This is a genomic window from Bradyrhizobium sp. ORS 375, from assembly GCF_000239775.1.
GTDB lineage: Bacteria > Pseudomonadota > Alphaproteobacteria > Rhizobiales > Xanthobacteraceae > Bradyrhizobium.
Genome location: NZ_CAFI01000203.1, coordinates 1 through 26,978 on the forward strand (window position 1 = coordinate 1; position 26,978 = coordinate 26,978).

A 26,978-nucleotide genomic window follows, 5' to 3' on the forward strand; every position below is an offset into this window, starting at 1 on the left:
CACGGCGACGGCGAGCGCGCCGACGACGTTGCAACGGCCGCGCGTCTCGCGCGCCAGCGCGATCTCGTCCGAGACCGGATCATACATGCTTGGTGTGGCGCGCAATGGCGCGGTGCTCAATCCGTCGAGCACGATGTGGCGGCCGTCGGCCAGGCGGATATGCGAGAGCCCGCCGCCGAGAATGCCGACCATCATCGGCTCGACCACGGTCAACGCGAACAGCGCCGCGACGGCGGCATCGATCGCGTTGCCGTCGCGCATCAGCATCTCGGCGCCGGCGCTGGATGCGAGCGGATGGTTGGTCACCACCATGCCGCGCGAGCCGGAGGCCGGTTGCTTCTCGCAGCTGAAATGGGCGATGCGCCGCGCGTCCATGGACGTCATGCAAGATCTCCGGTCTGCGCTGTGGCGCGCGGCCGAGGCCGCGCGCGGTCTTCGATCCTGACCGATCTGACGCGAGGAGGAAAGAGGATCGCGGCGCCGACGAACTGATAAGTGCCGTCATGCGCGGAACGGAGGGCATCGATCTCCCCCGTCTCGTTTTCATCGCCGATCATCTGTGTTAGGCCTGCAACCAGTTCCACCATGCGAGCCTGCTGACGGCATGTCCCATTACGATCTGATCATTCGCGGCGGTCGCGTGCTCGACCCGGAAACCCGGCTCGACGCGACGGCTGATGTCGCCATCAAGGACGGCGCGATCGCGGCCGTCGGCGACGTCGCTGGCGCCGCGGACAAGGTGATCGACGCGGCCGGCCTTGCCGTCGTGCCCGGCTTCATCGATCTGCACGCGCATGGTCAGTCGCTGCCGGCCGACCGGATGCAGGCCTTCGACGGCGTCACCACGACGCTCGAGCTGGAGATCGGCGTGATGCCGGTCGCACGCTGGTATGATGAGCAGGAGGCGATCGGCCGCACGCTCAACTACGGCGCCGCGGCGGGCTGGGTGTTCGCGCGCATCGCCACGATGACGACGCAGCAGACCGCCTCCACCATCGCCGGCATGGGCGAGGCGACGCGTGACAAGCGCTGGGTCGAGGAGGTCGCCACGCCGGCCGAGACGGCGGAGATCGTCGAGCGCACCAGGCAGGGGCTGGAGCAGGGCGGCCTCGGCATCGCCTTCCCGAATGCCTATGCCCCCGGCACCGGCATGAAGGAGCTGTCGGAGCTGTGCAGCCTCGCCGCCCAGCACGACGTGCCGACCTATACGCACATCGCCTACATGTCCAACGTCGACCCGCGCAGCTCGGTCGACGCCTACACGCGGCTGATCGGGCTTGCCGGCTCCACCGGCGCCCACATGCATATCTGTCATTTCAACAGCACCAGCCTGCAGGACGTCGAGCGCTGCGCCGAGCTGGTGCAGACCGCGCAGAAGCAGGGCCTGAAAGTCACGACGGAAGCCTATCCCTACGGCACCGGCTCGACCGTGGTCGGCGCCGGCTTCTTCGCCGATCCCGCCTTCTGCCAGCGCATGGGCACCGGCTACGACGCGATCGAGATGGTCGCCGAGCGTCACCGCCTCGGCAGCCGCGACGAGCTGTTGAAACGGCAGGAGCAAGATCCCGGCGCGCTGGTCCTGATCCATTTCCTCGACGTCACCGCCAACCAGCGCCACCGCGATCTGCTCGACGTCTCCGTGCTGTTTCCGGGCGGCGCGATCGCCTCCGATGCGATGCCGTGGATCCTGTCCAATGGCACCGACTACACCGGCGATGCCTGGCCGCTGCCGGATGATGCCGTGTCGCATCCGCGCTCGTCGGCGACGTTCACGAAATTCCTGCGCGAATGGGTCATCGAGCGCAAGACGGTGTCGCTGATGGACGGCATCGCCAAGTGCACGCTGATTCCGGCGCAGATCCTGGAACCGTCGACGCCGGCGATGCGCAGGAAGGGCCGGCTTCAGGCCGGCTGCGACGCCGACATTGCGGTGCTCGATCTCGCCACCCTGCGTGACCGCGCGGACTTCCTCAACATGAACCGTCCGTCCGACGGCGTCAGGCATCTGCTCGTCAATGGGGCCGCCGTGGTCGCGAACGGAGATCTCGTGCGCGACGCCCGGCCGGGACGGCCGGTGCGCCGGCCCGTCCTGTCATGATTGTCCCCGTCCTGCTGGTCGCCGGCGCGCTCGGCGCCGGCAAGACGACGCTGCTCAATCATCTGCTCGCCCATCCGGATGGCCGGCGCATCGCCGCCGTGGTCAATGATTTCGGCGCGGTCGACATCGACGCGCAACTGCTCGGCTCCGTCACCGAGGAGGCGATCAGCCTGAAGAACGGCTGCATCTGCTGCTCGCTGCAGGGGGACCTGCTGCGCACGCTCTCGTCCGTCATCAAGCGCGACCCGGCGCCGGATGCGATCGCGATCGAGACCTCCGGCATTTCCGATCCCGCCGAGATCATCCGCAACCTGATGGACCCTGTGATCTTCAAGGTCGCGCCGCTGGAGACGGTGGTGACGCTGGTCGATCCGCAGCGGCTGCATGATGATCCAGATGCTGCCGAGGACGCCTTGTGGCGCTCGCAACTGCGCGCCGCGGATTTCGTGCTGCTGACCAAATCGGACCTCCTCGATCGCGCCGCGCTCGACGCGGCTCGCGCGGTCGTCGGTCGCTTCAAGCAGCCATCGTCGATCTTCGAGATTGCGCGAGGCGTCGTGGCACCCGATCTGCTGTTCAGCCGTGACCTGCGTGAGCCGCGCGCGGTGCCGCCTCAGCGACCGGTCCTATCGGAGCCGTTCGCGACGGTCACATGGACGTCTCAGGCGCCGCTGTCGCTGGCTCGCTTCCAGCAAGTGATCGGCAAGCTCGCGCCGCGCACGCTGCGGATCAAGGGCGTCCTGCTGTTCACCGAGCACCCGGCGCAGCCGATCCTGTTCCAGTCGGTGGCGACGCGCGGCACCCTCGCGCCATCGCCGGTGCCGCCGGCCAATGGGCTCACCGCGCAGCTCGTGCTGATCGGACGCGAGGGAGAGCTCGACGGCGACGAGATCGACGCGCTGCTGCGCGGCGTCATCCTCTCCTGAGCTCGACGCTGCGCTCAGCTCGCTTGTCGCAAGGCGCCGCTTTCGGCGTCGACCCAGGTGCAGCCGCCGCCGCCGGCGCGTTTGGCGGCATAGAGCGCGCTGTCGACCTGGCGCAGCAGCTCGTCCACCGCATCGCTCGTGAGCGGGCGATCGTTGACGAGCAGACCGGCGCTGGCGCCGATGATGACGGGAATGTCGGATAGCAGGAACGGCATCGACAGCGCGCGCACGGCGTCGCGCGCCAGCCGCAAGGCTTCGTCGCGCGCTTGCGCGCCGCCTACGACCGGCTTCAGCAGCATGAACTCGTCGCCGCCGAACCGTGCGGCGAGGCCGTCCGCTCCGACGCAGCTCGACAGCCGCGCCGCGACCTGACGCAGCAGGTCGTCGCCGGCGTGGTGGCCGTGGCGATCGTTGACCGGCTTGAAGCCGTCGAGGTCGATGGCGATGATCGCGATGCTGCCGATCGCGCCTTCCAGCGCGGCCAGAAAGGCCGCGCGGTTCGGCAATCCGGTGAGGAAATCGTGGTTGGCCTGGCGGGCCAGCGCGTGCTTGGCCTCGAGGCGTTCGATGAAGGCGGTGCTGAGATGGCGCGACGCCTCGCGGATCGAGAACCAGAACAGCACCAGCATCGCGGCGCCGAGCTGATAGGGCAATTCGGGGCGCATCAGCCCGGCGACCAGCGTCGGTGCGAACAGCACTGCGGTCGCCGTCAGCACCACCCATGGCCGGATCGCCGCGCGCGACACCATGCCGACGCAATAGGACATCGACAGGCCGAATGCGATCCACGCGCCCGGCGCATCGTTGAGCTGGAACGCGCGGAAGGTCAGGGCGCCGAGCGCAAGACCGAAGGCGGCGGCGCCTGCGGCATACACCTTCTCCCACAGGATCACGTCGCGGTCGGTCAGGCGCGACGAATATTGCTTGTAGCGCAGCAGGCTGACCACGCGACCGATCGCGTTGACGATGATCGCGAAGGCGATGGCGATGTAGCCGGGATCACGATGCAGGACCGCGAGCGTCACCGAGCCGGTGATGGCGGCCGCATTGATCGACATGACTTGTGGCAGAGACGTGTACAGCAGATCGACGAGCTCGCGCCGGATCGCCGGGTTCGGATGGATGAATTTTGCAAGCAGCCCATGTCCCATGGCACCACCATGGGACACCTTTCCTAACAGTTGATGGGCGAGGACGATTCGCGCAGGCGAGCTTCGCGATTACCTTAAATCTTCGTCAATCGCTCACGGCGCCCGGCTGGGGTCGCTGGTGGCGTAGGCAGGCGTCGCCGTCGACAGCCGCGCCGGCAGGGGCGCTGCTGTGGCGACTCTCGGCGTCTCGACCCTCGGGGCCTCCGGCTTCGCGTCCGCCTTCGCCTCGGTCTTGGGCGGTTCGAGCTTCAAGGGGCGGAGCGGCTGGCGTTTGGCCATCGCGTCGAGCACGGCGCGGTTGGTCTTCTCGATCCGCTTGGCCGCGGCGACATCGGCGAAGGCGCGGTCGAACTTGCGCATGCGATAGAACACGATGCCGCGGTCGATATAGGCTTCCTGATAGCGCGGATCGAGCTGGATCGCCGCATCAAGATCGGTCAGCGCGGCGGCGAAGTCGCCCTTCTGGAACGAGGCCATGCCGCGGTCGTGATAGGCGCGTGCCTCATTCGAGGCAGTGCTGCCGGGCTGCGTCGCCGCGTCGGACGGACACGGCGCCGTCGCTCCCTGCGCACAGGCCGGATGCTCCTGCTCGGCGGTGTAGACCGCGTCCACCTTGCCCGCCCGCAGCGGCAGCGGCTCTCCGCTGTTGGTGCTGGCGACGGCGGCGCTCGAGGAATTGCCATTCGCCGGATTGGGCGTCGCGTCGCCGCCGGCACTTGCCGCCGCTTCGCCGACGGTGATCGGCGCAGCCGATGCGCTCTCGATCGGATTGGCGGGGACCTCGTTCGGCTTGACCTTGTTGGTCGCGACCACGATCGGCTTCATCTGCGCAACCGAGGCCGCCGACATGTGCGTGAACAGCAGGTAGCCGGTCAGCGCCACCGCCGAGGCTCCTGCCAGCGCCATCACGCCGGATGCGACCTTGTGGACCTTGGCGGCGACGGCGAGCTTCGAATCCTGGCGTTCTTCTTCGCGCGCCGCACCGAGCAGGCGGTCATAGGCCGTGCGCTGCTCCTTGTCGCCGAGAATGTCGTTGGCGCGGACGATCTGCCGAAAGCGCAGCGCGGCGTCAGGGTCGCCGGGATTGATGTCGGGATGGCTCTCCTTGACCGCCTTGCGGAAGGCAGCCCGGATGTCCTCAGCGTCATCGTCCGGAAGAGCTCCGAGTAAATCGTAAAGCGTCTTCATGGTCGCACTCGCTGCAGGTTTCCCTCGTCTCCGATCGAAATTCCTACGGCGAATTTACGCTGGAGCACTCGTACTAACTCTTTCCACGTGGCACAGTAGTCGTCTATTTCGGCGGAAAAATGACTGAAAATGGCGAAGTAATGAGCCATTTTTGCCGTGTTTGGACCATGACACCGCCATCGCCAGTTCAGCGGAATGCAATCTGAAATTGCGTCCGACCTCGTGATTGCGCCTGCTCGACGGCTGGGATGATGATGAAGAACAAGTTTAAAGCAGTGTTTAACGCGGTATCAGAACCCCGTCGTCCGTTGTTGGAGACGTTGTGAGTTCCTGGGCCGATCGGCGTATCTCGCGACCGCGCCTCGCGCCCAGCTCCGAGGCAAGAGAGCCCCAAGCGATCGGCTTGCGGACGAGCGGGCCCGGCCGCTATACCGGCCAGATGACCGATTTTCATGGTGTTTTCCCGTATCTCGCCTCGCCGATCGGCGCCGACGGCGCCATCAGGACCGCGGTGCTCGGCCGGCTGTGCGATGACCTGATCCACGCGGGCGTGCACGGCCTGACGCCGCTCGGCTCCACCGGCGAGTTCGCCTATCTTGACCGCGCCCAGCGCATGGCCGTGGTGGAAGCGACCATCGACGCGGCGCAGGGCCGCGTTCCCGTCATTGCCGGCGTGGCCTCGACCGCCATCGCCGACGCGGTGGCGCAGGCCAGGGCCTATCAGAAGCGCGGCGCGGACGGCATTCTGGCCGTCCTCGAAGCCTATTTCCCGGTGAATGACGCCGGGATAGAGGCCTATTTCCGCGCCATCGCCGACGCCGTCGACATTCCCGTCGTGATTTACACCAACCCGCAGTTCCAGCGCTCCGACCTGTCGCTCGACGTCATCGCGCAGTTGGCCGAGCATCCGCGGATCAACTACATCAAGGACGCCTCGACCAACACCGGCCGGCTGCTGTCGATCATCAACCGCTGCGGCGATGCCATCCGCGTGTTTGCAGCGTCGTCGCATATCCCCGCGGCGGTGATGCTGATCGGCGGCCATGGCTGGATGGCAGGCCCTGCCTGCATCATCCCGCGGCAGAGCGTGGAGCTCTACAATCTGTGCAAGGCCTCGTGCTGGGACGATGCGCTCTCGCTGCAGAAGAAGCTGTGGCGCGTCAACGAGGCGTTCGCCCGGTTCAATCTCGCCGCCTGCATCAAGGCCGGCCTGTCGATCCAGGGCTACGACGTCGGCGACCCCGTGCCGCCGCAAGCCGCGCTCACATCCGAGCAGCGCAAGGTCGTCGAAGAGGTGTTGCGCGACCTGGGGTGAGACTCAGGCGGCTGCTTTTGCTCCGCTTTCTCCACCGTCATTCCGGGGCAGCCCGAAGGACTGAGCCCGGAATCCATACGCTGTGTCCCTTACTTTGGGCAGGCTCGGAGACGTCGAGCTGCCAAACTCCGGTTCGCGGTTATGGATTCCGGGCTCGCGCTACGCGCACCCCGGAATGACGGCGGTGGTTGTGTCGGGCAGCAAATCCGCTAAAACCCCATGCAATTACATTGAACTTGCCAAGGATTCCCGGATGAACATTCTTCCCAACAATATGCGATTTGGTGCGGGCCAGCCGATCAAACGGCTGGAGGATCAGCGGTTGCTGACCGGGAAGGGGCAGTTCATCGACGACAAGCCGGACGACGGCGCGCTCTGGCTCTATGTCCTTCGCTCGCCGCATGCCCATGCCAAGATCCTGTCGATCGACACCGCCGCCGCGCGCGAGATCGCGGGCGTGCAAGCCATCTACACCGGCGCGGACCTCGTCGCCGACGACATCGGCACCATTCCGACCTTGGCGATCTTCAAGCGTCCCGACGGCAAGCCGATGACGGTGCCGCCGCGCCGTCTGCTCGCGCATGAGGTCGTGCGCTACACCGGTGAAGCCGTCGCGGCCGTGGTCGCCACCTCGCGCGCGATCGCGCAGGAAGCCGCCGAAGCCATCGCCGTCGACTATGAGGTGCTGCCGGCCGTCACCGACCCGGTCAAGGCGCTCGAGCCGGGCGCGCCCGTGGTCTGGGCCGAGGCACCCGACAACATCGTCGCCGCAATGAGCTATGGCGACGCCGCCAAGGTCGAGGACGTCTTCGCCAGCGCCCCGCACAAGGTGTCGCTCGACATCAACAGCCAGCGCCTCGTGCCGTCGGCCATGGAGCCGCGCTCGACCATCGCCGAGATCGAGAAGAAGACCGGCCGGCTGTTGCTATACGTGCAGTCGCAGACCCCGGCCTCGACCCGGGACGTGCTCGCCGACGCCGTGCTGAAGCGGCCGAAGGAGAGCGTGCGCGTGCTGGTCGGCGACATTGGCGGCGGCTTCGGCCAGAAGACCAATCTGTATCCGGAGGACGGCATCGTCGCCTACGCCGCGACCAAGCTTGCCAAGAAGATCCGGTGGCGCGCCGAGCGCACCGACGAGTTCGTCGGCGGCACCCATGGCCGCGACCTGACCTCGACGGCCGAGTTCGCGCTCGACGCCAAGGGCAAGGTGCTGGCCTATCGCGTGCGCTCGATCGGCGCCACTGGGGCTTATTCTTCAGGTGCGGCCAACATCATTCCGCTGGTGCTCGGCCCGTTCGTGCAGACCGGCGTCTATGATCTGCCGCTGGTCCATTTCGAGGTGAAGACCGTGATGACGCATACGGCGCCGGTCGGCGCCTATCGCGGCGCCGGACGCCCCGAGGCGGTGTTCATCGTCGAGCGGCTGTTCGACGCCGCCGCGCGCCAGATCGGCATCGATCCGCGCACCATCCGGAAAGCCAACTACATCAAGCCGGCGCAGCTGCCCTACACCAACGCCGTCGGCCAGGTGTATGATTCCGGCGCCTTCGCCCACATGCTGGAGCGCGCCGCCAAGCTCGCCGACTGGGACGGCTTCAACGCGCGCAAGCGCGCGGCCAAGAAGCGCGGCATGCTCTACGGCCGCGGCCTCACCAGCTACATCGAATGGACCGGCGGTCGCGCCCACACCGAGAAGGTGTCTCTGCATGCGACGTCCGAAGGTCGCGTCATCCTGCATTCCGGCACCATGGCCATGGGGCAGGGGCTGCAGACCACCTACACCCAGATGATCTCCGATACCCTCGGCATCCCTCTGGACAAGATCGACGTCGTGCAGGGCGATACGGATCTGGCCACCGGCTTCGGCAGCGTCGGCTCGCGCTCGCTGTTCGTCGGCGGCACGGCGGTCGCGGTATCGTCGAACGATCTGATCACGAAGGCGCGCGAGAAGGCCTCGAACCTCTTGGAGACTGCGGTCGAGGACATCGAGTATCGCGATGGCGTCCTGACCGTCGTGGGCACCGACCGCCGCATCAGCCTGTTCGACGTTGCGCAGAAGGAGCAGGGCGCCAAGCTGTCGGTCGACAGCGAGGGCGAGGTCGATGGTCCGAGCTGGCCGAACGGTACGCATATCTGCGAGGTCGAGATCGATCCGGACACCGGCATCAGCCGCGTCGTGCGCTACACCACGGTCGACGACGTCGGCGTCGCGGTGAATCCGATGCTGGTGGCTGGCCAGATCCATGGCGGCGTCGCCCAGGGCATCGGCCAGGCGCTGTACGAGAACGTCGCCTATGATGCCGACGGCCAACTGCTGACCGCGACCTATCAGGACTACTGCATCCCGCGCGCCGACGACGTGCCGCCGATCACGGTCACGCTCGACGATTCCGCTCCCTGCAAGACCAACCCGCTCGGCGCCAAGGGCTGCGGCGAATCCGGCGCCATCGGCGGCCCGCCCTGCGTGACCAACGGCGTCATGGACGCGCTGTTCGAGCTGGGCATCACCAATTTGCAGACCCCGCTGACGCCGGAAAAGGTGTGGGCCGCGATCCGGGATGCGAAGGCGAAGAAGGCGGCGGCGTAAGTCCGGAGCACAGCGGCTTCTGCAGAGCCCTTTGGATCCGAGCCCTTACCACAAGCACGCTGCGCCCCCCTCCCCGCAAGGGGGAGGGGAGCGCACTGGCTTCGGAGCGGCAGCTCGAGTCTAATCTCGACGTTTCTTCACTTGGGTCTGATAGGGGACGGATCAGCTACGCGGTCGCTGCTCGGCAGCTCGAGCCTCACCCTGAAATCACCTGCTCCACCGTCGAAGCATAAGCGGCCGCCATGGGCCTGTGCGACCTCGTTGGCGATCGCAAGTCCGAGCCCGGAGCCGTGCGAGCCAGCGCCCTTCTGGAACGGCACCAGCAGTCCCGTCTGGTCGTCTGCCGCGATGCCCGGCCCGTCATCCCAGACGACGATCGCGACACTCTCCGCTGTCCGCTCCACCTTCACCATCAGCCGCGTCTTCGCCCCATGTGCCAGCGCGTTGTGGATCAGATTGGCGAGGGCCTCGCGCAGGCTGATGGCATCGGCTGTGACGACGACCTCGTCGTCGGATGCCACGAAGCTCACGGAGACTTCGCGGTCCAGCGACAGCGGCACGCTCTGCGACAGCACGGACTTGGCCAGCGCGTTGATGTCGGTCGGCGCGAGGCGAGGTGCCTGGGCGCGGTGCTGGATCATGGCATGATCGAGCAACTGGCTGGTGAGGCGGGCCAGATCGGAGATGCGGCCGCGCAGCCGGTCGAGCGCCTTCGGATCTCTTGTCTGGTCGCTCAGCAGCTCGACCTCGGCGTCGATCGCCGCCAGCGGCGTCCGCAGCTGATGCGTGGCGTCTGCGATGAAACGTTGCATCAGCGTGATGCGCTCGGCGAGGCGCTGCATGAAGCCGTCGATGGCGCCGACCAGCGCGCGGACCTCGCGCGGCGGTGTGATCGGGATCGGGCTGAGATCATCCGGCCGCCGCTTGACGATCTCGGCCTCGATGCGCGTCAGCGGCGCGAACACCAGACGCAGGCACAGAGCGGTCGCGACCAGTGCCAGCAGGCTCATCGCCGCGATCAGGCCGATCGCTTTCGACGCGAGATCCCAGGTCAGCGCATCACGGGCGCGCAGGGTCTGCGCCAGCACGATCTCGCTCCAGCCGTCGCCGGGGGCACCGTCGAGCCGGCGCGCCACGGCGGCGATGCGCACCGGCTGGTCGCGATAGACACCGTCGCGCAGCACGACGCCTTCGCGCAGCGTGCTCTTAGGTGCCTGGATCGTGAGGTCGTCATAGCCGGCGACGACGACGCCGCGCGGATCCGTGACGCGGTAGAACACGAGATCATAGGCTGACAAGGTCGCAAACGCCGCCGCCGGCGGATCGAGCGTCACCACGCCGCCCTGCATGTAGATGTTCTCGGCGATCTGCACGGCGCCGCCGGCGAGCAGCTTGTCATAGGCGTCGCGCGCGGCCGTCGCGGCGTACTGCCAGGCGGCGAGGCTGAGCACGACCGCGCCGACGGCCAGGATCGCGCCGATCGCGATCAGCAGCCGCGCGCGCAGCGACGTCCTGAGGTCACGAAGCGTGAAGCTGATAGCCAAGGCCGCGCTCGGTCTTGATCTCGACGGACGTCGCCGCCAGCTTGCGCCTGAGACGCGCGATGAACTGCTCGACGGCGTTCGGGCTCGGATCCTGGTCGAAGCTGAACAGCTGCTCGACCAGTTCGTCCTTGGCAACGTAGCGCCCGGGACGGGCGGCCAGGATCTCCAGCACGGTCAGCTCGCGGCGCGTGAGGTCGAGCGGCTGGCCGGCCACGCTCGCAGTGCGCCCGGCGCGGTCGATCACCAGCGGTCCGAGCGTCAGCAAATTATCGGACTGGCCGGCGGCGCGACGCAGCAGGGCGCGGGCGCGGGCCTCCAGCTCGCGATAGTCGAACGGCTTGATCAGATAGTCGTCGGCGCCGAGGTCGAGCGCGCCGATGCGGTCGTCGACCGCCGAGCGCGCGGTCAGCACCAGCACCGGCGTGCGCAGGCCGCGCTTGCGCAAGTGCTTGAGCACGGCGAAGCCGTCCATGTTCGGCAGCATCACGTCGAGCACGATCAGGTCATAGGTTTGCACCTCGATCAGCTCGCTCGCGGTGCGGCCGTCCTTTTCCCAGTCGACGGCGTAGCCGATCCGCTCGAACCGGCTGGTCACGGCGGCGCCGATCTCGGGCGTGTCTTCCACCAGCAGGATGCGCAAGGTCGTGGTCTCAGTCCCGGAGTCAGGTTCGCGTCAGTCTCCTCCTCTATCACTTCGCATAAGGGCGCCGAAGTGCACCAGGCGAATTTTCGCACTGCAATATAGAGGGGAGGACGCATGACCGTCCATCAGACACCATCCCAGTTCGAGCCACTGCTCTCCGTCGAGGGCGTGACGCTCCAGTACAAGACGCCGGACACGCTTGTGACCGCGACCTATCGCGTCGATTTCAAGGTGTTCGACGCCGACCGCTTCGTGCTGCTCGGCCCGTCCGGCTGCGGCAAATCCACCCTTCTCAAGGCGATCGGCGGCTATCTGAAGCCGACCGAAGGCCGCATCCGCCTCAAGGGCCATGAGGTCACCGAGCCCGGCCCGGATCGCATGATGGTGTTCCAGGAATTCGACCAGCTGCTGCCCTGGAAGACGGTGCGCGAGAACGTCGTGTTCGCGCTGACCGCGAGTGGCCGGCTGAGCGCTGATGAGGCGCAGGAGCGCGCCAAATCCTATATCGACAAGGTCGGCCTGACCAAGTTCATCGATTCCTATCCGCATATGCTGTCCGGCGGCATGAAGCAGCGCGTTGCGATCGCCAGGGGCATGGCGATGGAGCCGGACGTGCTGTTGATGGACGAGCCGTTCGCCGCGCTGGACGCGCTGACCCGGCGCAAGATGCAGGACGAGCTGCTGCAGCTCTGGCAGGACACCCGCTTCACCGTGCTGTTCGTGACGCATTCGATCGAGGAGGCGATCAAGATCGGCTCGCGCATCCTGTTGCTGTCGCCGCATCCGGGCCGCGTCCGCGCCGAGCTCAACAGCGTGCCGCCGGGCACGATGGGCTCGCCCGAGCAGGTCGCGCTCGAGGGGCGCATCAACGACATGCTGTTCGGCCATCACTGAGGGACGGGAGAGAGATCATGAGCGAAACGCTGGCGCTGCGCCCCGAAATCGTCAATGCGGACACGCCCCTCGGCGACGTCAAGGTCGAGGCGAGCCTGTCCTGGCTGGAGCGCATCTATCGCTTCGGTGCGGTCCGCAAGGCCATCATCCTGGTGGCGCTGGCCGCGCTGTGGCAGGCCTATGGCCTCTGGCTCGGCAATTCCCTGCTGTTTCCGACCTTCACCGACACGCTCTCGGCTTTCTTCGAGAACATCGCCAATGGCGTGATCCCGGCGCGCACCCTGGTATCGCTGGAGACGCTCTTGATCGGCTATGGCGTCGGCATCGCGCTGGCCGCCGTGCTGACCACGATCGCGATCGGCTCGCGGATCGGCGCTGATCTCTTGGAAGCGCTGACCTCGATGTTCAACCCGCTGCCGGCGATCGCGCTCTTGCCGCTGGCGCTGATCTGGTTCGGCCTCGGCAAGGGCAGCATCATCTTCGTGCTGGTCCACTCGGTGCTGTGGGCGATCGCGCTCAACACCCATTCCGGCTTCCGCTCGGTGTCCAACACCCTGCGCATGGTCGGCTTGAACTACGGCCTGCGCGGGCTGAAGCTGGTGCGCTTCATCCTGATCCCCGCGGCCTTTCCTGCGATCCTCACCGGCCTCAAAGTCGGCTGGGCCTTCGCCTGGCGCACCCTGATCGCGGCCGAGCTGGTGTTCGGCGTGTCCTCTGGTTCCGGCGGCCTCGGCTGGTTCATCTTCGAGAACCGCAACCAGCTGGAGACGGCGAACGTGTTCGCCGGCCTGTTCACCGTGATCTTCATCGGCCTCGTCGTCGAGAACGTCGTGTTCGCCACCATCGAGCGCAAGACGGTGCGGCGCTGGGGCATGCAGCACTGATCGGCTATAACCACAACAACAACGAGAGGGAGACGAGAATGTCCTGGAGCAAATCACTCGCAACCGCCGCGATCGGCCTTACTGCGCTGCTCGGCGCCACCGCCGCACAGGCCGAGGTCAAGGAGATCCGCCTCTCCAAGGGCTACGGCATCCTCTATCTGCCGCTGATCGTGATGGAGGATCAGAAGCTGATGGAGAAGCAGGCCGAGAAGGCCGGGCTCGGCCCGTTCAAGGTGAGCTGGCAATTGCTCGACGGCGGCAACATCATCAATGACGCGATGATGGCCGGCTCGCTCGACATCGCCGGCACCGGCGCGCCCGGCTTCATCACGCTGTGGGCCAAGGCCAAGGGCATTCCTGCGGTCGAGGTGGTCGGCGTCAGCGGGCTCTCTTCGACCTCGCTGTGGATGAACACCAACAATCCCGAGATCAAGTCGCTGAAGGATTTCAAGCCGAGCGACAAGATCGCGCTGCCGGGCATCAAGACCTCGCTGTCGGCTGTCATGCTGCAGATGATGGCGGCGCAGGAGTTCGGCAAGGAGAACTACGCCAAGCTCGATCCGATGACCGTCGGCCTGCCGCATCCGGAAGCGGTGGCGGCGCTGACCTCGGGCAAGACCGAGATCACGGCGCATTTCACCTCGCCGCCGTTCTCCTACATCGAGCTGAAGGATTCCAAGATCCGCCGCGTCGCCAACTCCGCCGACGTGCTCGGACGGCTCACCATGGACGTCGTGTTCGCGCCGAAGCGCTTCGTCGACGCCAATCCGAAGGTCGTGCAGGCGTTCCTCGACGCGCTCGACGAGGCCTGCACCCTGATCGCCAACGACAAGGCCGCCGCCGCCGAGATCTACGCCCGCACCGCCAAGGTGAAGACCACCAAGGAGGAGGTGCTGGAGATGCTGCAGGACAAGGACACTTGGTTCTCCTCCACGCCGGAAGGCGTGCTGAAGATCGCCGAGTTCATGCACGGCGTCGGCTCGATCAAGGTCAAGCCGGCAAGCTGGCAGGACATGTTCGTGACGCAGCTGCGCGACAGGAAGGGCAGCTGATACTTTCGCAAGCGGAGCCGCAGCGGCGGTGCTCTCCCTCTCCCCGTTCTTACGGGGAGAGGGTCGGGGTGAGGGGCAGCGGCGCGGGAAGTACTACTGATTTGCGCTGATCTGATCTCGGCGTGCTTCCCTCATTTGAATAGCTAGCGCGCCTTCGTCGGCGCATCCGTTGTGCCCGTCCGATGGACGTGAGCTGGGCTCCGCTTGTGCCATGCCCCTCACCCGGATTGCTGCGCAATCCGACCTCTCCCCGCAAAGAGCGGGGAGAGGTTTGCAGCACCCGTGCCGGTAGAGATCGGCCCAATTGGAGAGTTTGCCTGCGTCTCAGCCGCCCGTCGGAAACGCGATGCTCACCCGCAGGCCGCCTTCCGGCGAAGTCGATAGATCCAGGTTCGCGCCGTGCGCGTCGGCGATCTGCTTGACGATGGCGAGCCCCAGCCCGCTGCCGCCGGTGCTGCGGCTGCGCGAGTTGTCGAGCCGGAAGAACGGCTCGAACACCGCGTTGCGGGCATCGGGCGGAATGCCCGGGCCGTCGTCGTCGATGGCGATCACGATGGCCTTGTCCGGCAGCACCCGCAGGGTGCAGCGCGTCGCGAAGCGTAGCGCATTCTCGATCAGATTAATGAACAGCCGCCGCAGCGCGGTCGGTTCGCCGAGCACGCTCAGCTGTGCGTGGCCGAGTTCCGCGCTGATCCGGGCGCCGGTCTGTCGCCGGTCGTCCACGATCCCCACGAGCATCGCCATGAGATCGACCGGCTGGCGCTGGATCGCCGCGAAGCCGCCGCGCGACACCGCAAGTGCGTCCTCGAGCAGTCGTGTCATCTCGTCGAGATCGCCGGCCGCCTTGTCGCGCTGCTCCTGCTCCGGCAGCCGCTCGACGCGCAGCCGCAGCCGCGTGATGTAGGTCTTGAGGTCGTGCGACACCGCGCCGAGCAAGAGGGTGCGGCCGCGCACCAGCTCGGAGATGCGGGTCTGCATGTCGTTCACGGCCGTGATCAGCTTGCGGATCTCCGGCGCGCCAGCCGGCGTCACATGCGCGACAGTGGCATCGCTGCTGAACTGCGCCACCGACCGACTGAGCTGGCGCAGCGGCCGCGCCTCGCGCGCGATCGCGATGACTGCGGCGATGCCGATCAGCGCGCCGAGCAGGCCAACGCCGAACCCGGGCGGCAGCCCGAACAGGCGCGCGCCCGGGGCGCCGTTGGCTTCGAACACCACATAGTCGCGGTCGTGCAGCGACACGGCGAAGCGCACGGTTCGGTTGGCGTTGCGCCAGAAATCGCCGATGTGCCAGTCGCGCCAGCGCGGCAGCCCAACGCGAGACCGCAGCACGATCACGTCGCGCGGCTGCAGCGACTGTAGATACAGGGTCAGGAACTGCTCGGCGATCGGCCGGCGCATCGTCTCAGGCGAAGGCTCGGGCCGCTCCTGTGTCAGGGTGACGCGGAGCCTCGCGCTGCTGACGGCCTTGAGAATGAGCGGGCGCTCCGCCGGCGCGGCACTCTCGATCAGCTGGACGATGGCGCTGACCTGCTCGGGCAGCGGAAACAGCCGCCTGAAGATCTCCTCGCGCGATTCACTCAGGAACAGCCAGCCGAGCCCGACCGCCCATAGCGCAATCAGCGCGAACAGCACGATCGCCATCAGCCGGCCGGCGAAGCCGAGACGCCCGAGCACGGCTCACAGCTCCTTGACGGAGCCGGTGAAGATGTAGCCGGCGCTGCGCACCGTCTTGATCAGCTCGTCCTCGCCGTCGCGCTCGATCTTCTTGCGCAATCGGCTGACCTGCACGTCGATGGTGCGGTCGAGCGGATCGGCCTGCCGTCCGCGGGTCCAGTCCATCAGTTGGTCGCGTGACAGCACGCGGTTCGGCCTGGCCAGGAAGCAGCCGAGCAGCTCGAATTCGGCGCTGGTCAGCGGCAGCGGTCCGTCCTGCGCATGCGCGATCTCGCGCTTGTCGAGATCCACGGTCAGAGAGGTATTGACGAGAAAGCGGCGGTTCTCGAGCGGCGCCGGCTCGGCGCGGCGCAGGATGGCGCGGATGCGCGCCACCAGCTCGCGCGGGCTGAACGGTTTGGGCAGATAGTCGTCGGCGCCCATCTCGAGGCCGACGATGCGGTCGATCTCGTCGCCCTTGGCGGTCAGCATCAGGATCGGCACCCGCGAGGCCGCGCGTAGCCGGCGGCAGATCGACAGCCCGTCCTCACCCGGCAGCATGATGTCGAGCACGATGAGGTCGGGATCGCCAAACGTGGTGCGAAAGCGGTCGAGCGCAGCCCCACCGTCGCCGACATCGACGCGAAAGCCTTCGCGGGCGAGATGGTCGCGCAGCAGGCTGCGGATCTCGATGTCGTCCTCGATGACCAGAAGATGGGGGCGGCTGTCCATCCGATGGTTTTAAGGACACCGGGCCGCGCCGGGCAACCCGGGCCAGGACACCGTTACAAATCGTTACATGGCCGCCTTATCCTGCAAACCGCCCGCAAACTTCATGGGCGAGGCTCTGCTCACGCCGTGAGGCGCTGGTGATGTAACAGGAGAGACAGATGCTTTCAGTTCGGACCTCGTTCGCGGCCGTCGCGCTCGCCGCCATGGTGATGGCCATGGGCACCTCGGCTGCCAACGCCTGGACGCGCAGCGGCGGCGGCATGGGTCCGCGCGGCGGCACGTGGTCGACCTCCGCCTCGGGCGGCTGTGCCGGCGGCAGCTGCAGCCGCAGTCATAGCGGCACCTATACCGGCCCGCGCGGCGGCGTCGTCACCAACAGTGGCCAGACCACCTGCGCCGGCGGCACCTGCACCCACACCGGAACGACCACCGGTCCGTATGGCGGCACCGTCAGCCGCAGCAGCACCTACACGCGCTGAGGCGAGCGAGACGCGGCAGGCGATTGCATCGCGCTTGCAGGCGGCAGGCGCCGCCGGCATTCCTCGCAGCCTTTCAATTTGCCGCGATGTCGCCTATCTGACCCCTGCAAGGCAATGCCGCGCGCGGACCCGGTTCCCCGCGCGGCGGCCGATGATGGGGGAGATTGCGATGCGGAGATTGCTGACCGTGCTGGCGGCGCTCATGACCTTGAGCCTGACCAATTGCGGCTACAACGCCATCCAGACCAATGACGAGCAGGTCAAGGCGGCCTGGTCCGAGGTCGTCAACCAGTATCAGCGCCGCGCCGATCTCGTGCCCAACCTCGTCAACAGCGTGAAGGGCTTTGCGCAGCAGGAGAAGGACGTGCTGCTCGGCGTCACCAACGCCCGCGCCAAGGTCGGCAGCGTCCAGGCGACGCCCGATGTCGTCAACGACCCCGCGGCGCTGCAGAAGTTCCAGGCGGCACAGAGCGAACTGACCGGAGCGCTGTCCCGGCTCTTGGTCGTCACGGAGAACTATCCGCAGCTGAAATCCGATGCGCTGTTCCGCGACCTGATGTCTCAGCTCGAAGGCACCGAGAACCGCATCACCGTGGCGCGCAACCGCTACATCAAGTCGGTGCAGGAGTATAACGTCGGCATCCGCACCTTCCCGAACAACCTGACGGCCATGATGTTCGGCTACAAGGAGAAGGCCAACTTCACGGTCGAGAACGAGCGCGAGATCTCGGTCGCGCCCAAGGTCGACTTCAACGCGCCGTCGCCCGCGCCCGCCAAGTAGCCGGGGCGTCCTCTCATGCGCGCGCTGCCGGCCGTCAAGGCGCTGCTTGCGACGCTCGTCGTCTGCCTCGCCACGCTGGTGTGGGCCGACGTCGCGGTGCCGCAGCTCACCGGCCGCGTCGTCGACCAGACCGGCACGCTGTCGTCGTCCGATATCGCCAGTCTGACGCAGAAGCTCAGGGATCTGGAGACCCGCAAGGGCAGCCAGGTCGCGGTGCTGATCGTGCCGACCACCCAGCCGGAGACGATCGAGCAGTTCTCGATCCGCGTCGCCGAGGCCTGGAAGATCGGCCGCAGGAAGATCGATGACGGTGCGCTGCTGGTGATCGCGAAGGGTGACCGCAAGCTGCGCATCGAGGTCGGCTACGGGCTCGAAGGCAGCCTGACCGACGTCACGGCGCGCCGCATCATCGACGAGGTCATCACGCCGAAATTCCGCACCGGCGATTTCGCCGGCGGCATCGACGCCGGCGTCGATCGGATCATCAGCGTGATCAACGGCGAGCCGCTCCCGGTGCCGCAGCCGCAGGCCTCGCATGGCGACGACCTCGATTTCGACTCGATCACGTCGTTCGCGCCGGTGGCGCTGTTCGGCGCGCTGGTGATCGGCGGCATCCTGCGCACGCTGCTCGGCCGGCTCCTGGGCTCGTTCGCGACGGGGGGCGCGATGAGCGTGATCGCCTGGCTGATGGTGGGATCGGTGGGGCTGGCCGCGCTGTCGGGAATCGCCGGCTTCATCATCGCTTTCATCGCCGACAGTTTTGCCTCGATGTCGGGGCCGGGCAGAGGCCGCCGCGGCGGCTGGTCGAGCGGCCCGTCGTCATCGGGCTGGAGCAGCGGCAGCAGCAGTTCGAGCGACAGCGGCAGCTTCTCCGGCGGCGGCGGCAGCTTTGGCGGCGGCGGCGCCTCGGGCAGCTGGTGAGGGGGCGCGCACGATGAGCATCGCACGAATCGGCCGGCACCTCCTGCACCATCACTGGCAGCTCAAGCGCATCTTCACGCCCGATGTGCTCGCGCGCATCGAGCAGGCCATCAAGGACGGCGAGCGCACCCATGCGGGCCAGGTGCGCTTCGTGGTCGAAGGCGCGCTCGATGGCCGCCCGCTGTGGCGCAACCAGCCGCCGCGCGAGCGCGCGCTCGACGTGTTCTCACAGCTTCGCATCTGGGACACCGCTGATAACAACGGCGTCCTGATCTATCTCCTGCTCGCCGACCGCGACGTCGAGATCGTCGCCGACCGCGGCATCCACGACCGCGTCGGCGCGGAGGGCTGGGAGACGATCTGCCGGGCGATGGAGGCCGAGTTTCGCGCAGGACGTTTTGAGCAGGGCGTGATCCAGGGCATCGCTGCCGTGTCGCGCGAGCTCGCCAAGCATTATCCGCCGCACGCCGGCGAGACGAACGAACTACCGGACGCGCCGGTGGTGATGTAGCTCTGATTGCACCAGCTGCGGCTACGCCGGCCGTTCGCACTCACCCCGGCTGGATGAGAGCGCGCACCACTCTCACCCCGTCATTGCGAGCGCAGCGAAGCAATCCAGAGTCCCGCCCACGCCCCTGGATTGCTTCGCTGCGCTCGCAATGACGCGGAGAAGGCAGGGCGCAACAATTTACACCGGGGTCGCGGCCGCGCCGTAGCGCTTCGCCATCGCCCCTGCCAACTCGGCCATTTTCGCGCGCAGCTCCGGCGGGTCGAGCACTTCGGCCTCCGGGCCGAAGCGCAGCAGCTCACCCGCGGCGTGCCACAGCGTCGTGCCGGTCGGGATCGTGGCGATGCGCCAGCCGTCGGCATCGGCGTCGTCGGCGAGGCGGGTGCGGGCACGCACGTAAGGCTGGCTCCATACCTCCAGCAGTTTCACGCCAAGTGGTGACAGGCGCACGGTCGCCGCGTTCGGATGCATCTCCGCTTCGAGCCGCTCCGTCGCGGCGCGCCAATAGGCGGCGAGATCGAAATCAGTGGGCCGCGCAAAGCTCTCGGTCGTCACCGTGCAATCGAGGATCCGCGCGACCCGATAGGTCCGCACACTGCGCTCCACCTGACCGGCGAGATACCAGCTGCCGCCCTTGAGCACGAGGCCGAGCGGCGCGACGCGGCGGCGCTTCTCGGTGCGCCAGGTCTGATAGCGGATGTCGACCATGACCTCGCGCAGCAGGGCGTCGGCGATGGCGCGCAGGTGCACCGGCTCCTCGGCCTCGCCGAACCAGCCGGGCGCATCGAGATGGAAGCGCGCCTGCATCCGGCCGGCAGTGGCGCGCAGGCTTTGCGGCAGCGCCGCCACGAGCTTGGTCTGCGCCGCGCTCATGGCATCGTCGAGGCCGAGCGCCGCGGCCGGGCCGGGCAGGCCGGCCATGAACAACGCATCGGTCTCCGCCGGCGACAGCCCGTTGAGCCGCACGCGATAGCCGTCGAGCAGCCGGAACCCGCCTTCGGCGCCCCTCTCGGCATAGACGGGAATGCCTGCGGCCGACAGCGCATCGATGTCGCGATAGATCGTGCGCACCGAGACCTCGCAGGCCTCCGCAAGCTCGGGCGCCGTGACCTGACCCTTGGCCTGCAACGTCGTAAGAATTGAGAGCAGCCGGCTCGCGCGCATGCCGTTCTTAAACCATACCTGACATGGATTGTCAGGTATGCCGTGCGACAAGTCGGGCCATCGCAGCCGGCAACGGGAGGAGCCACCATGACCGCCGACGACACCATCACGCTGTATTATTCGCCGCAGACCCGCGCCGCCGGCGCCCGTGTCCTGCTCGAGGAACTCGGCGCGCCCTATGATCTGCACGTCCTCAACATGAAGGCAGGCGAGCAGCGCCAGCCGGAATTCCTCGCGATCAATCCGCTCGGCAAGGTGCCGACGGTCGGCCATCGCGGCCAGATCGTCACCGAGCAGGTCGCGATCTTCATCTATCTCGCCGATCTGTTTCCGCACGCCGGCCTGACGCCGGCGCTCGACGATCCCTTGCGCGGGCCTTATCTGCGCTGGATCGCCTATTACGGCTCCTCGTTCGAGCCGGCCGTGATCGACCATTTCATGAAGCGCGAGCCGGCGCCCGTTACACAGTCTCCCTATGCCGACTACGACACCATGCTGTCGGCGCTGGAGCGGCAGCTCGCGAAAGGGCCCTACCTGCTCGGCGAGCGCCTGACCGCCGCCGACATTCTCTGGGGCATCGCGCTGAACTGGACGATGATGTTCGGCATCGTGCCGCGCACGGACGTGTTCACCGGCTATGCCGAGCGGATCACCTCGCGTCCGGCGTTTCAGCGCGTGACCGCAGCCGATGTCGAAATGGCCGCGCAACATGCGGCCGCCGCGGGCGGTTGATCCCGTAGCAGCAAACAAGGTCCCGCCGAGGCGGGGCCTTGCGCGCAAGTCTCGCTCACTTCGCCGCGGCGTGAAGCTTTCGCGGCCCGGCTAGAATCGATCTGCGCTGACGGGCTTGCCGTCGCTCTTGAAGTCAATGACGATCCGGTCGACTTCCCCTTTCACGTCGCAATGCAGCTCGTGGAAGATCTTGCCGTCGCCGCTGAGATACAAGACGCAGGTGCCGGTCGCGGGCAGGTCGGCCGTCTTGCCCGACTGGTCGAACGTGGTCACGATCTTGTCGATGATCAACGTGTAGCGCTCCGGCGCCGGCTGGGAGGTCCGGCCGCCGAACAGCGTCATGACCCCGCCGGGAACGACGAACGTGTAGCCGAACCGGCCGTTCGGCAGCTCCGCATACAACAGCTTGTCGCATGTGTAGTTCTTGTCGGAGACGGAAAAGCGACTGCAGGCACCCTTGGCCGAGATCAGCAGCGTCCCGGCGGGAACGGCGTTCGCCGAGCGGCCGAGAAGCGACAGGATAAGGATCGTCACGATGAAAAGCGGCTTCATGCCGAGTGACCGTCTATGACCTGAAGAACAAAGTCGCTTGTAGTGTTGCAACCCAAGGGCGTTCAAGCTCGCCGACTATCTCTGCTGGTCGATCCCAAAGCAAGAGGCCGCTGCACGGTTTTCTCGGCCAGAACGGTCAGCGTGATCCGGCATGCTTCGCGTATGTCTGCAGAACGATCTGGCTGCGGGACTCGCTGATGAGCGGAGATGCCACGATCGCGTCATTGAGGGCCGACAAGTCCGCGACGCTCGGCAAGGCCACGGTCGCCAGGGCGTCCCATTCGCCGGCCAGCGACAGAACCGAGACCACGCCCTCCAGCGACGACAGCCACGCCAGCGCCGTGGCGCAGGGGCGTTCGGCGATGCGGACGAACAGAACCGCGCGGGTGAGGCCGGCGGCATCGCCGACCGCCGCATGATAGCCTTGGATGATGCCGCTCTGCTCCATCGCCAGGATACGCTCCTGCACCGCCGGCCGGGACAGGCCGATCTCACGCCCGATGGCTGCCGCGCTCAGTCTCGCGTTCTGTTCCAGGAGCGCGATGATGCGCTTGTTGGTCCGATCGATTTCCATTGCAGACAGGGATTGGCGCGAAACAGCGATTGGCAGGTCTTTTCCGTCGAAGCGCAAGCTGCGCCCCAGCGCCTCAAGGTCTATCACCTTCTCCGGGAAGAAGGAGACATGATTCGTGCAGAAGATCGTGCCACGCGAGTTTTCCGCAAGTCGGGCGTGGGATGCGCTGGACATCGAACGGTTCGCGTCCCCCGCAACGGTCCGGCTGCATTGGACCGACAAGCCCTATGAGTGGCACGTCAACGACGGCCCCGAGGTCTTCGTCGTGCTTGACGGCCAGGTGGAGATGCACGCCCGCTCCGCAGCCGGCACGGTCGTCCACTCCCTCCAGGTCGGCGACATTTTTCACGCGCAAGAAGGCGACGAGCATGTCGCGCATCCGGTCGGGATGGCCCGCGTGCTCGTGATCGAGAACGAAGGTAGTGTGTAGGCGTCGCGGTGCGGGTCACCCGGCGGCCGAACCGGCCTCATCACCGCACATGTGCATCGATCGGGTCGTCGTCTCTCCCCAGGGCTCCTCAATGGTCTCCTTCGAAGAGTTTAGCGATTTCATCAGAGACGTCACCAATTACACGAAATCCATCTCTCCCGAGACGGACGTCGTGCACGACCTCGGAGTTGCGGGCGCCGATGGCGGCGATTTCGCGAGAGCACTTCAGGACACGTATGGACTTCGACTGACCGACGACGAGATCGCGCAGCACTTCGGCCAGGAACGCGCGATGACGCCGTGGCACCTGTTGATCTGGCTCTGGGATCAAGCCGACCGATTGAAGCCGCTCACGGTGAAGGAACTCTACGAACGGATTGGTGACATCGAGCGGGGCACCCGTCGGTGAATAGCGATGGCCCCCGCAGACACAGACTTCGTCATGTCAGGCAAGCTATGGAGATGCTTCTCCAAAAAGCTCGAGGAAATGGTACGAACAGAGTATCTTTTCAGGTTCTTTGTATCGCAGTCTCGGATCGACGGTTACCGAGCGAAAACCATGATCTGGAGTGAAGCTCTCCTTCTTTCGCAGGAGGACGACACCTTTTTCGGGAACTTCGCGATCGACTCTGTAGAACTCCGAGAGAAGACCGATTGATTTAGTGAGCTTTTCGTCGGATTCGATGAAGGAGAAGAACTTGCTAACGTTTCTGTCGTGATGAGCGATCAGGTCCCGCTCCATATCGACCGATACGAAGCTTGTGAAAAGCGCTAAGGCGGAAAGCCCCAGGTAAGGATGGATCTTGAATGCCGGTCGCTCGATCCTCAATCTATCGAAGTAGGCTGCGAAGAAGTGGCCCTCGAAGAATTCGCGTCCTTGATCCCAGAACCGATTCAATACCAAATAGGACAGATAAAGCGTGGCGTTCTCGTTGAAGGAGGTTGCCAGCGCAAGCTCATTGGGAATGCTCACGAGGAGTTCGAGGTCGTCGGGTATAACTGGGATTTCATACAAGTACATCGCGCACAGGTACTCTTGAATGGTTCTATGTGAGAACATGTACCCGTCGCCTGCTTTGACGAGAAGCCCTGTGTGAGTTTCGATCTCCTGCAATACGGCGTAAAAGTCTCCCTTCTTTAATCCCTCGTAGTCGCCCACCAGGGAGTCGAAGTAGTCTCGTATAGTCGAAGTCGAAAAATAATACCCGCCGACTTCGGTCGTTAGGCTGTACGATAGTTGGCGCAAGAACCGCTTCTTGTCGTATGAATCGAATTTCTCGAATGAGGATGATCGGCGAACAAGTCTTTGATTGTCCCATTCCTCCAGCATGAGATCGATTATTCTGTTGTACAATTCGCGCCGCGAGTTGAAGATCCGACCGTACTTTCGGTAAACGATGCACATATATGTAAGCGTTAGCGGGATAAACTCGGCGCCGAGCAGCTTCTTCTCGATTAGCTCTGCGTTCACCCTCTCTGCTATGGCCGTGTCCTGAAAGTACTTCGAAATAAATCGCTTGACCTGTTGTTCAGATAGTCTGCTGATCTCGTACCTGTGCGCTCCTGGAATCGTCACGTTGAAGTCGGCGGTCCGGGAAGTAAGGACGAGGAGTGATCGTTTTACATTCATGCAAAGTTCGCCAAAGTCCATGGCGAAGCGGTCCTTGGCGCTAAATTGCGCGGCATTCCCGCTCGGTCTGATTTCGTCGAAGCCGTCTATGAGTAAAACGAGCGGGATTTCATTAAGTAGGCTGTGGACCATGCGCCGGGCGGTGTGCTCGTCAACCCGATTTCGCTCGATGGTCTCCCCGTTCGCATCGAAAATATGTATCGCCAGAATGTCGAGTATGTGTCGATAGATCGAATGTTCGCTGTCCTTTTCGCGCAGGCGTATGACGAGTGGTACAGGAAAAAGCTCGTCTCTCTTGTTGCTCCATTGGCCGTGAAGCATTGCGTTTGCGATCGCTTTCAAGGTCGTTGTCTTGCCTGCTCCGGGTCTACCGAGAATGACGATGTGATCGAGGCTTTCTTTCAGGATGCTGCGTATTTTTCGCTTCTTATTGCGATATTCAGGCAAGTCGGCAACGGGCTCAACAAACAGGTCCAGGTCGATGTATAGTCGCGCCAGGTCCTTCGCGTCCTGCGGTTGGATGAACTCAAGTTGATGGGACCACGTCGACACTTCAGTCGCAATCTGTGACATGCGCTCACCGAGAACATCTGCAAAATTTGTTTGCAGTTGCAGTTTGCGGCGGCCAAGAACGTTCTTTGTCAGTGCTTGGAACGAGGCGTCTGCGACTTTTTTGAATGCGAAGCTGGCCAGGAAAGAGGACAGTTCAAGCGGCATCCGACGTCCCCCTATTTCGTAAATTTTGTGATGGTAATGAGTGGTGGCGTAAAATAAACGGTGCAACTTTAGGGCAATGATTCGGTCGATGTCCAACGCTTCAGCGTTGACCCCACAGCACGACGGGCAATTCCCGCATCGCCCTCATGCACAAGCTGCCCGTCGAGCCAGTCTGTCGCATTCCGTCGGGCAACTCCGGCCTTGTGTCGTCGGGCAAATCAGAACGATGCTCCCGGCCATCCCGCCTGCGATGAAGAGGGGCGTGTCGGCCGATCGTCACGAGGCGTAGCGGCGGGGAGCGGTGGACGCATGTGGCCTGGGGCTCGCGCAAGCGGGCCGGCGAGCAGGTCGGATGCGGACGGTCAAGTCGTAGGGTCCTGGCATCCCGATGCTGATGTCCAGCGCAATGCGCGCAAGCGCGTTGTCGCGATACGGTGACCAGAACGCCCGGCGCACCGGGGAGACTACGAAGCAGCCGTAACACCATCGCGCAGGGAAGGCCGGGTTTGTCCGGCTGAGCCTGTGGTTCCTGCCCCGTGCATTTTCTTCCGCACGGGGGCCGCGGGTATCAGTCGATACCCGGTCTTCCCTGCGCCCTCTCAATCAGGAGGGTGATCACACCGGACTATCTCGGGCACAATCGTGCCGCGAGATCGTCTCATGCTGCTCGCTGTGCTGATCAGCAAAAGCTGGTCCTGCGCAGGAAAGCTGGCGAGCGCCGCATATTCGGGCACCGCTTGCCACATCTGCTCCACCTTGTCGGCGCAAATCCGCCCCGGATGAATCCCTAAAACTCAGGTAAGCCCAGCAAAAGTAAGATTTTGGCAATCAATCAAACGCTAACTAAGGTTACCAAGGGCTCAACGTCATCCGGAGACTTGAACGTGAGCGAGCAAAAGGCCGAACAGACCAGCCTTGGCGTGACCGATCCGGGCATCGCCACTGCTGAGCCGGCGCTGAAGACCTCTGCGTCCCCCGATGTTGTCCAGATCGCGGAGCCGGCCCCTGCGCCGGTCGCACAGGCGATGATCGCGCCCGATCATGAGGCTCCGCTCGCCGACCGCCCGACCGAAGCGGCGACGACTGCGACCGATCTGTCCGCCGTCAAATCGGAAGCCAAGCCCGAGCTCGTCGTCGTGGAGAGCGCCCGGAGCGAGACCGAGGCGAAGGCCGAGCCGGCGGCGCCCGAGGCGGCGAAGCCGGACACGAAGCGGCTCGACCTGGTCAAATCTGACAAGGCCAAGCCGGAGTCGGTCAAGGCCGATGTGGTCAAGCCTGACGCTGCCAAGGCCGTCGGCTCGAAGCCGGCGCAGGCCAAGGCCGGCCAGGGCGCTGCCAAGTCTCCGTCCACCATTCTGGATCTGATCAGGACTGAGCCGGTCAAGTCGGAGCCGGTCAAGCCGGTGGCTGCGGCCGGTGACCTGCTCAAGGTCGAGACGCCCAAGCTGTCGACGCTGGCGGCCAACGCGCCGAAGATCGGCCCGATGGGGACCACGGCACCAAAGCCGGAGATGGCGGTCAAGGCGGACACGGCGACCAAGCCTGTGGCGGCCGCAACGTCCGAAAGCGCTGCCAAGGCCGAGCCGGTCGCCAAGCCGGAGCCGACCGCGAAGTCCGAGCCGACCGTGAAGCCTGAGCCGACGGCAAAGCCCGAGGTCGCTGCGAAGCCGGAGCCGGTCGCGAAGGCCGAGGCCGCGGTCAGGCCAGACATTTCGCCCAAGCCGGCCGCTGCGGCCAAGCCGGAGGCGCCGGCGACGCGTCCGGCCGCGGCAACGAATACCCCCGCCGCGGCAGCGAGCGCAGCCGCGATGGCCGGCGCG

At 65.5% G+C, this 26,978-nt stretch carries 26 protein-coding genes and 1 pseudogene; 15 read left to right on the plus strand and 12 right to left on the minus strand.

Annotated elements, in window-relative coordinates; genetic code table 11:
• Both BRAO375_RS17285 and BRAO375_RS17290 read right to left on the minus strand, forming a co-directional pair.
• Nucleotides 1–384, minus strand: a 384-nt coding sequence (locus tag BRAO375_RS17285) for a gamma-glutamyltransferase (RefSeq protein ID WP_035640780.1), incomplete at its 3' end; no start/stop codon positions are given.
• A complete protein-coding gene (locus tag BRAO375_RS17290) occupies nucleotides 381–587 on the minus strand; it encodes a hypothetical protein (protein ID WP_009028754.1) in 207 nt (68 codons plus the stop codon). The genes BRAO375_RS17285 and BRAO375_RS17290, both read right to left, overlap by 4 nt.
• Nucleotides 588–604: 17 nt before the next feature.
• On the opposite strand from BRAO375_RS17290, the gene BRAO375_RS17295 reads away from it, so the two are divergent.
• Nucleotides 605–2,098 carry an amidohydrolase family protein gene (locus BRAO375_RS17295; RefSeq protein WP_009028755.1) on the plus strand — a complete coding sequence of 498 codons (1,494 nt, stop codon included), beginning with the start codon at nucleotides 605–607 and terminating at the stop codon, nucleotides 2,096–2,098.
• Entirely contained in the window at nucleotides 2,095–3,024 is a 930-nt protein-coding gene (locus BRAO375_RS17300) for a CobW family GTP-binding protein (RefSeq protein WP_009028756.1), read from the plus strand. The genes BRAO375_RS17295 and BRAO375_RS17300 overlap by 4 nt, the downstream gene beginning before the upstream one ends.
• 14 nt (nucleotides 3,025–3,038) lie before the next feature.
• Here the strand turns inward: BRAO375_RS17300 and BRAO375_RS17305 are convergent, their stop codons facing one another.
• Together BRAO375_RS17305 and BRAO375_RS17310 are read right to left on the minus strand one after the other, a co-directional pair.
• Nucleotides 3,039–4,175: a GGDEF domain-containing protein gene (locus BRAO375_RS17305; protein WP_009028757.1), complete on the minus strand. Its 1,137-nt coding sequence runs from the start codon at nucleotides 4,173–4,175 to the stop codon at nucleotides 3,039–3,041.
• 93 nt (nucleotides 4,176–4,268) lie between these two features.
• Complete coding sequence (locus tag BRAO375_RS17310) at nucleotides 4,269–5,363, minus strand: J domain-containing protein (RefSeq protein WP_009028758.1); 1,095 nt, start codon at nucleotides 5,361–5,363, stop codon at nucleotides 4,269–4,271.
• Between the two features lie 439 nt (nucleotides 5,364–5,802).
• On the opposite strand from BRAO375_RS17310, the gene BRAO375_RS17315 reads away from it, so the two are divergent.
• A complete protein-coding gene (locus BRAO375_RS17315; protein WP_035640784.1) occupies nucleotides 5,803–6,678 on the plus strand; it encodes a dihydrodipicolinate synthase family protein in 876 nt (291 codons plus the stop codon).
• 253 nt (nucleotides 6,679–6,931) lie between these two features.
• Nucleotides 6,932–9,265: a xanthine dehydrogenase family protein molybdopterin-binding subunit gene (locus BRAO375_RS17320; RefSeq protein ID WP_009028760.1), complete on the plus strand. Its 2,334-nt coding sequence runs from the start codon at nucleotides 6,932–6,934 to the stop codon at nucleotides 9,263–9,265.
• 137 nt (nucleotides 9,266–9,402) lie between these two features.
• Here the strand turns inward: BRAO375_RS17320 and BRAO375_RS17325 are convergent, their stop codons facing one another.
• Both BRAO375_RS17325 and BRAO375_RS17330 read right to left on the minus strand, forming a co-directional pair.
• A complete protein-coding gene (locus tag BRAO375_RS17325) occupies nucleotides 9,403–10,809 on the minus strand; it encodes a sensor histidine kinase (RefSeq protein WP_009028761.1) in 1,407 nt (468 codons plus the stop codon).
• Nucleotides 10,784–11,449, minus strand: a complete 666-nt coding sequence (locus tag BRAO375_RS17330) for a response regulator transcription factor (protein ID WP_006609385.1) — start codon at nucleotides 11,447–11,449, stop codon at nucleotides 10,784–10,786. Before BRAO375_RS17330 ends, BRAO375_RS17325 begins: the two co-directional genes overlap by 26 nt.
• A 117-nt stretch (nucleotides 11,450–11,566) precedes the next feature.
• Here BRAO375_RS17330 and BRAO375_RS17335 point away from each other — a divergent pair, with 117 nt between their 5' ends.
• From BRAO375_RS17335 to BRAO375_RS17345, 3 genes are read left to right on the plus strand one after another with little or no spacing between them, the layout of a single operon-like run.
• Entirely contained in the window at nucleotides 11,567–12,346 is a 780-nt protein-coding gene (locus BRAO375_RS17335; protein WP_009028762.1) for an ABC transporter ATP-binding protein, read from the plus strand.
• A 17-nt stretch (nucleotides 12,347–12,363) separates the two neighbouring features.
• Entirely contained in the window at nucleotides 12,364–13,230 is an 867-nt protein-coding gene (locus BRAO375_RS17340; protein ID WP_009028763.1) for an ABC transporter permease, read from the plus strand.
• Between the two features lie 38 nt (nucleotides 13,231–13,268).
• Nucleotides 13,269–14,282 carry an ABC transporter substrate-binding protein gene (locus tag BRAO375_RS17345; protein ID WP_009028764.1) on the plus strand — a complete coding sequence of 338 codons (1,014 nt, stop codon included), beginning with the start codon at nucleotides 13,269–13,271 and terminating at the stop codon, nucleotides 14,280–14,282.
• A 324-nt stretch (nucleotides 14,283–14,606) separates the two neighbouring features.
• Here the strand turns inward: BRAO375_RS17345 and BRAO375_RS17350 are convergent, their stop codons facing one another.
• Nucleotides 14,607–15,959, minus strand: a complete 1,353-nt coding sequence (locus tag BRAO375_RS17350) for a sensor histidine kinase (protein WP_009028765.1) — start codon at nucleotides 15,957–15,959, stop codon at nucleotides 14,607–14,609.
• 3 nt (nucleotides 15,960–15,962) lie between these two features.
• Nucleotides 15,963–16,670 carry a response regulator gene (locus BRAO375_RS17355; RefSeq protein WP_009028766.1) on the minus strand — a complete coding sequence of 236 codons (708 nt, stop codon included), beginning with the start codon at nucleotides 16,668–16,670 and terminating at the stop codon, nucleotides 15,963–15,965.
• 209 nt (nucleotides 16,671–16,879) lie between these two features.
• Here BRAO375_RS17355 and BRAO375_RS17360 point away from each other — a divergent pair, with 209 nt between their 5' ends.
• The 4 genes from BRAO375_RS17360 to BRAO375_RS17375 all read left to right on the plus strand — a co-directional run bounded on the left by BRAO375_RS17360 (nucleotide 16,880) and on the right by BRAO375_RS17375 (nucleotide 19,362).
• Entirely contained in the window at nucleotides 16,880–17,149 is a 270-nt protein-coding gene (locus tag BRAO375_RS17360; RefSeq protein WP_009028767.1) for a hypothetical protein, read from the plus strand.
• Nucleotides 17,150–17,318: 169 nt separating this feature from the next.
• On the plus strand, nucleotides 17,319–17,930 hold the full coding sequence (locus tag BRAO375_RS17365) for a LemA family protein (RefSeq protein ID WP_009028768.1): 612 nt from the start codon (nucleotides 17,319–17,321) through the stop codon (nucleotides 17,928–17,930).
• A 15-nt stretch (nucleotides 17,931–17,945) separates the two neighbouring features.
• Nucleotides 17,946–18,851, plus strand: a complete 906-nt coding sequence (locus BRAO375_RS17370; RefSeq protein WP_009028769.1) for a TPM domain-containing protein — start codon at nucleotides 17,946–17,948, stop codon at nucleotides 18,849–18,851.
• 13 nt (nucleotides 18,852–18,864) lie between these two features.
• On the plus strand, nucleotides 18,865–19,362 hold the full coding sequence (locus tag BRAO375_RS17375) for a TPM domain-containing protein (protein ID WP_009028770.1): 498 nt from the start codon (nucleotides 18,865–18,867) through the stop codon (nucleotides 19,360–19,362).
• A gap of 177 nt (nucleotides 19,363–19,539) precedes the next feature.
• On the opposite strand, the gene BRAO375_RS17380 is transcribed toward BRAO375_RS17375, so the two are convergent.
• Nucleotides 19,540–20,523, minus strand: coding sequence for a helix-turn-helix transcriptional regulator (locus BRAO375_RS17380; protein WP_009028771.1), 984 nt, complete (start codon nucleotides 20,521–20,523; stop codon nucleotides 19,540–19,542).
• A gap of 87 nt (nucleotides 20,524–20,610) precedes the next feature.
• Here BRAO375_RS17380 and BRAO375_RS17385 point away from each other — a divergent pair, with 87 nt between their 5' ends.
• Entirely contained in the window at nucleotides 20,611–21,255 is a 645-nt protein-coding gene (locus BRAO375_RS17385) for a glutathione S-transferase family protein (protein ID WP_009028772.1), read from the plus strand.
• Between the two features lie 90 nt (nucleotides 21,256–21,345).
• Here the strand turns inward: BRAO375_RS17385 and BRAO375_RS17390 are convergent, their stop codons facing one another.
• Nucleotides 21,346–21,807 carry a hypothetical protein gene (locus BRAO375_RS17390; RefSeq protein ID WP_009028773.1) on the minus strand — a complete coding sequence of 154 codons (462 nt, stop codon included), beginning with the start codon at nucleotides 21,805–21,807 and terminating at the stop codon, nucleotides 21,346–21,348.
• A 136-nt stretch (nucleotides 21,808–21,943) separates the two neighbouring features.
• Nucleotides 21,944–22,438 carry an Lrp/AsnC family transcriptional regulator gene (locus tag BRAO375_RS17395; protein ID WP_009028774.1) on the minus strand — a complete coding sequence of 165 codons (495 nt, stop codon included), beginning with the start codon at nucleotides 22,436–22,438 and terminating at the stop codon, nucleotides 21,944–21,946.
• A gap of 58 nt (nucleotides 22,439–22,496) precedes the next feature.
• On the opposite strand from BRAO375_RS17395, the gene BRAO375_RS17400 reads away from it, so the two are divergent.
• Both BRAO375_RS17400 and BRAO375_RS17405 read left to right on the plus strand, forming a co-directional pair.
• Nucleotides 22,497–22,811: a hypothetical protein gene (locus BRAO375_RS17400; RefSeq protein ID WP_009028775.1), complete on the plus strand. Its 315-nt coding sequence runs from the start codon at nucleotides 22,497–22,499 to the stop codon at nucleotides 22,809–22,811.
• 91 nt (nucleotides 22,812–22,902) lie between these two features.
• Nucleotides 22,903–23,220, plus strand: a complete 318-nt coding sequence (locus BRAO375_RS17405) for a hypothetical protein (protein ID WP_009028776.1) — start codon at nucleotides 22,903–22,905, stop codon at nucleotides 23,218–23,220.
• Between the two features lie 45 nt (nucleotides 23,221–23,265).
• Here the strand turns inward: BRAO375_RS17405 and BRAO375_RS17410 are convergent, their stop codons facing one another.
• Nucleotides 23,266–25,158 carry an NACHT domain-containing protein gene (locus tag BRAO375_RS17410; protein WP_035640791.1) on the minus strand — a complete coding sequence of 631 codons (1,893 nt, stop codon included), beginning with the start codon at nucleotides 25,156–25,158 and terminating at the stop codon, nucleotides 23,266–23,268.
• An 884-nt stretch (nucleotides 25,159–26,042) separates the two neighbouring features.
• Here BRAO375_RS17410 and BRAO375_RS38055 point away from each other — a divergent pair.
• A pseudogene (locus tag BRAO375_RS38055) lies at nucleotides 26,043–26,978 on the plus strand (hypothetical protein); the annotation flags it as partial.

What these genes read in the sequence shown, in the direction of transcription:
- BRAO375_RS17290 (WP_009028754.1), bottom strand. Translation starts at nt 587, where the DNA reads ATGGTGGAACTGGTTGCAGGCCTAACACAGATGATCGGCGATGAAAAC.
- BRAO375_RS17295 (WP_009028755.1), top strand. Translation starts at nt 605, where the DNA reads ATGTCCCATTACGATCTGATCATTCGCGGCGGTCGCGTGCTCGACCCG.
- BRAO375_RS17300 (WP_009028756.1), top strand. Translation starts at nt 2,095, where the DNA reads ATGATTGTCCCCGTCCTGCTGGTCGCCGGCGCGCTCGGCGCCGGCAAG.
- BRAO375_RS17305 (WP_009028757.1), bottom strand. Translation starts at nt 4,175, where the DNA reads ATGGGACATGGGCTGCTTGCAAAATTCATCCATCCGAACCCGGCGATC.
- BRAO375_RS17310 (WP_009028758.1), bottom strand. Translation starts at nt 5,363, where the DNA reads ATGAAGACGCTTTACGATTTACTCGGAGCTCTTCCGGACGATGACGCT.
- BRAO375_RS17315 (WP_035640784.1), top strand. Translation starts at nt 5,803, where the DNA reads ATGACCGATTTTCATGGTGTTTTCCCGTATCTCGCCTCGCCGATCGGC.
- BRAO375_RS17320 (WP_009028760.1), top strand. Translation starts at nt 6,932, where the DNA reads ATGAACATTCTTCCCAACAATATGCGATTTGGTGCGGGCCAGCCGATC.
- BRAO375_RS17335 (WP_009028762.1), top strand. Translation starts at nt 11,567, where the DNA reads ATGACCGTCCATCAGACACCATCCCAGTTCGAGCCACTGCTCTCCGTC.
- BRAO375_RS17340 (WP_009028763.1), top strand. Translation starts at nt 12,364, where the DNA reads ATGAGCGAAACGCTGGCGCTGCGCCCCGAAATCGTCAATGCGGACACG.
- BRAO375_RS17345 (WP_009028764.1), top strand. Translation starts at nt 13,269, where the DNA reads ATGTCCTGGAGCAAATCACTCGCAACCGCCGCGATCGGCCTTACTGCG.
- BRAO375_RS17355 (WP_009028766.1), bottom strand. Translation starts at nt 16,670, where the DNA reads ATGGACAGCCGCCCCCATCTTCTGGTCATCGAGGACGACATCGAGATC.
- BRAO375_RS17360 (WP_009028767.1), top strand. Translation starts at nt 16,880, where the DNA reads ATGGCCATGGGCACCTCGGCTGCCAACGCCTGGACGCGCAGCGGCGGC.
- BRAO375_RS17365 (WP_009028768.1), top strand. Translation starts at nt 17,319, where the DNA reads ATGCGGAGATTGCTGACCGTGCTGGCGGCGCTCATGACCTTGAGCCTG.
- BRAO375_RS17370 (WP_009028769.1), top strand. Translation starts at nt 17,946, where the DNA reads ATGCGCGCGCTGCCGGCCGTCAAGGCGCTGCTTGCGACGCTCGTCGTC.
- BRAO375_RS17375 (WP_009028770.1), top strand. Translation starts at nt 18,865, where the DNA reads ATGAGCATCGCACGAATCGGCCGGCACCTCCTGCACCATCACTGGCAG.
- BRAO375_RS17380 (WP_009028771.1), bottom strand. Translation starts at nt 20,523, where the DNA reads ATGCGCGCGAGCCGGCTGCTCTCAATTCTTACGACGTTGCAGGCCAAG.
- BRAO375_RS17385 (WP_009028772.1), top strand. Translation starts at nt 20,611, where the DNA reads ATGACCGCCGACGACACCATCACGCTGTATTATTCGCCGCAGACCCGC.
- BRAO375_RS17390 (WP_009028773.1), bottom strand. Translation starts at nt 21,807, where the DNA reads ATGAAGCCGCTTTTCATCGTGACGATCCTTATCCTGTCGCTTCTCGGC.
- BRAO375_RS17405 (WP_009028776.1), top strand. Translation starts at nt 22,903, where the DNA reads ATGGTCTCCTTCGAAGAGTTTAGCGATTTCATCAGAGACGTCACCAAT.
- BRAO375_RS17410 (WP_035640791.1), bottom strand. Translation starts at nt 25,158, where the DNA reads ATGCCGCTTGAACTGTCCTCTTTCCTGGCCAGCTTCGCATTCAAAAAA.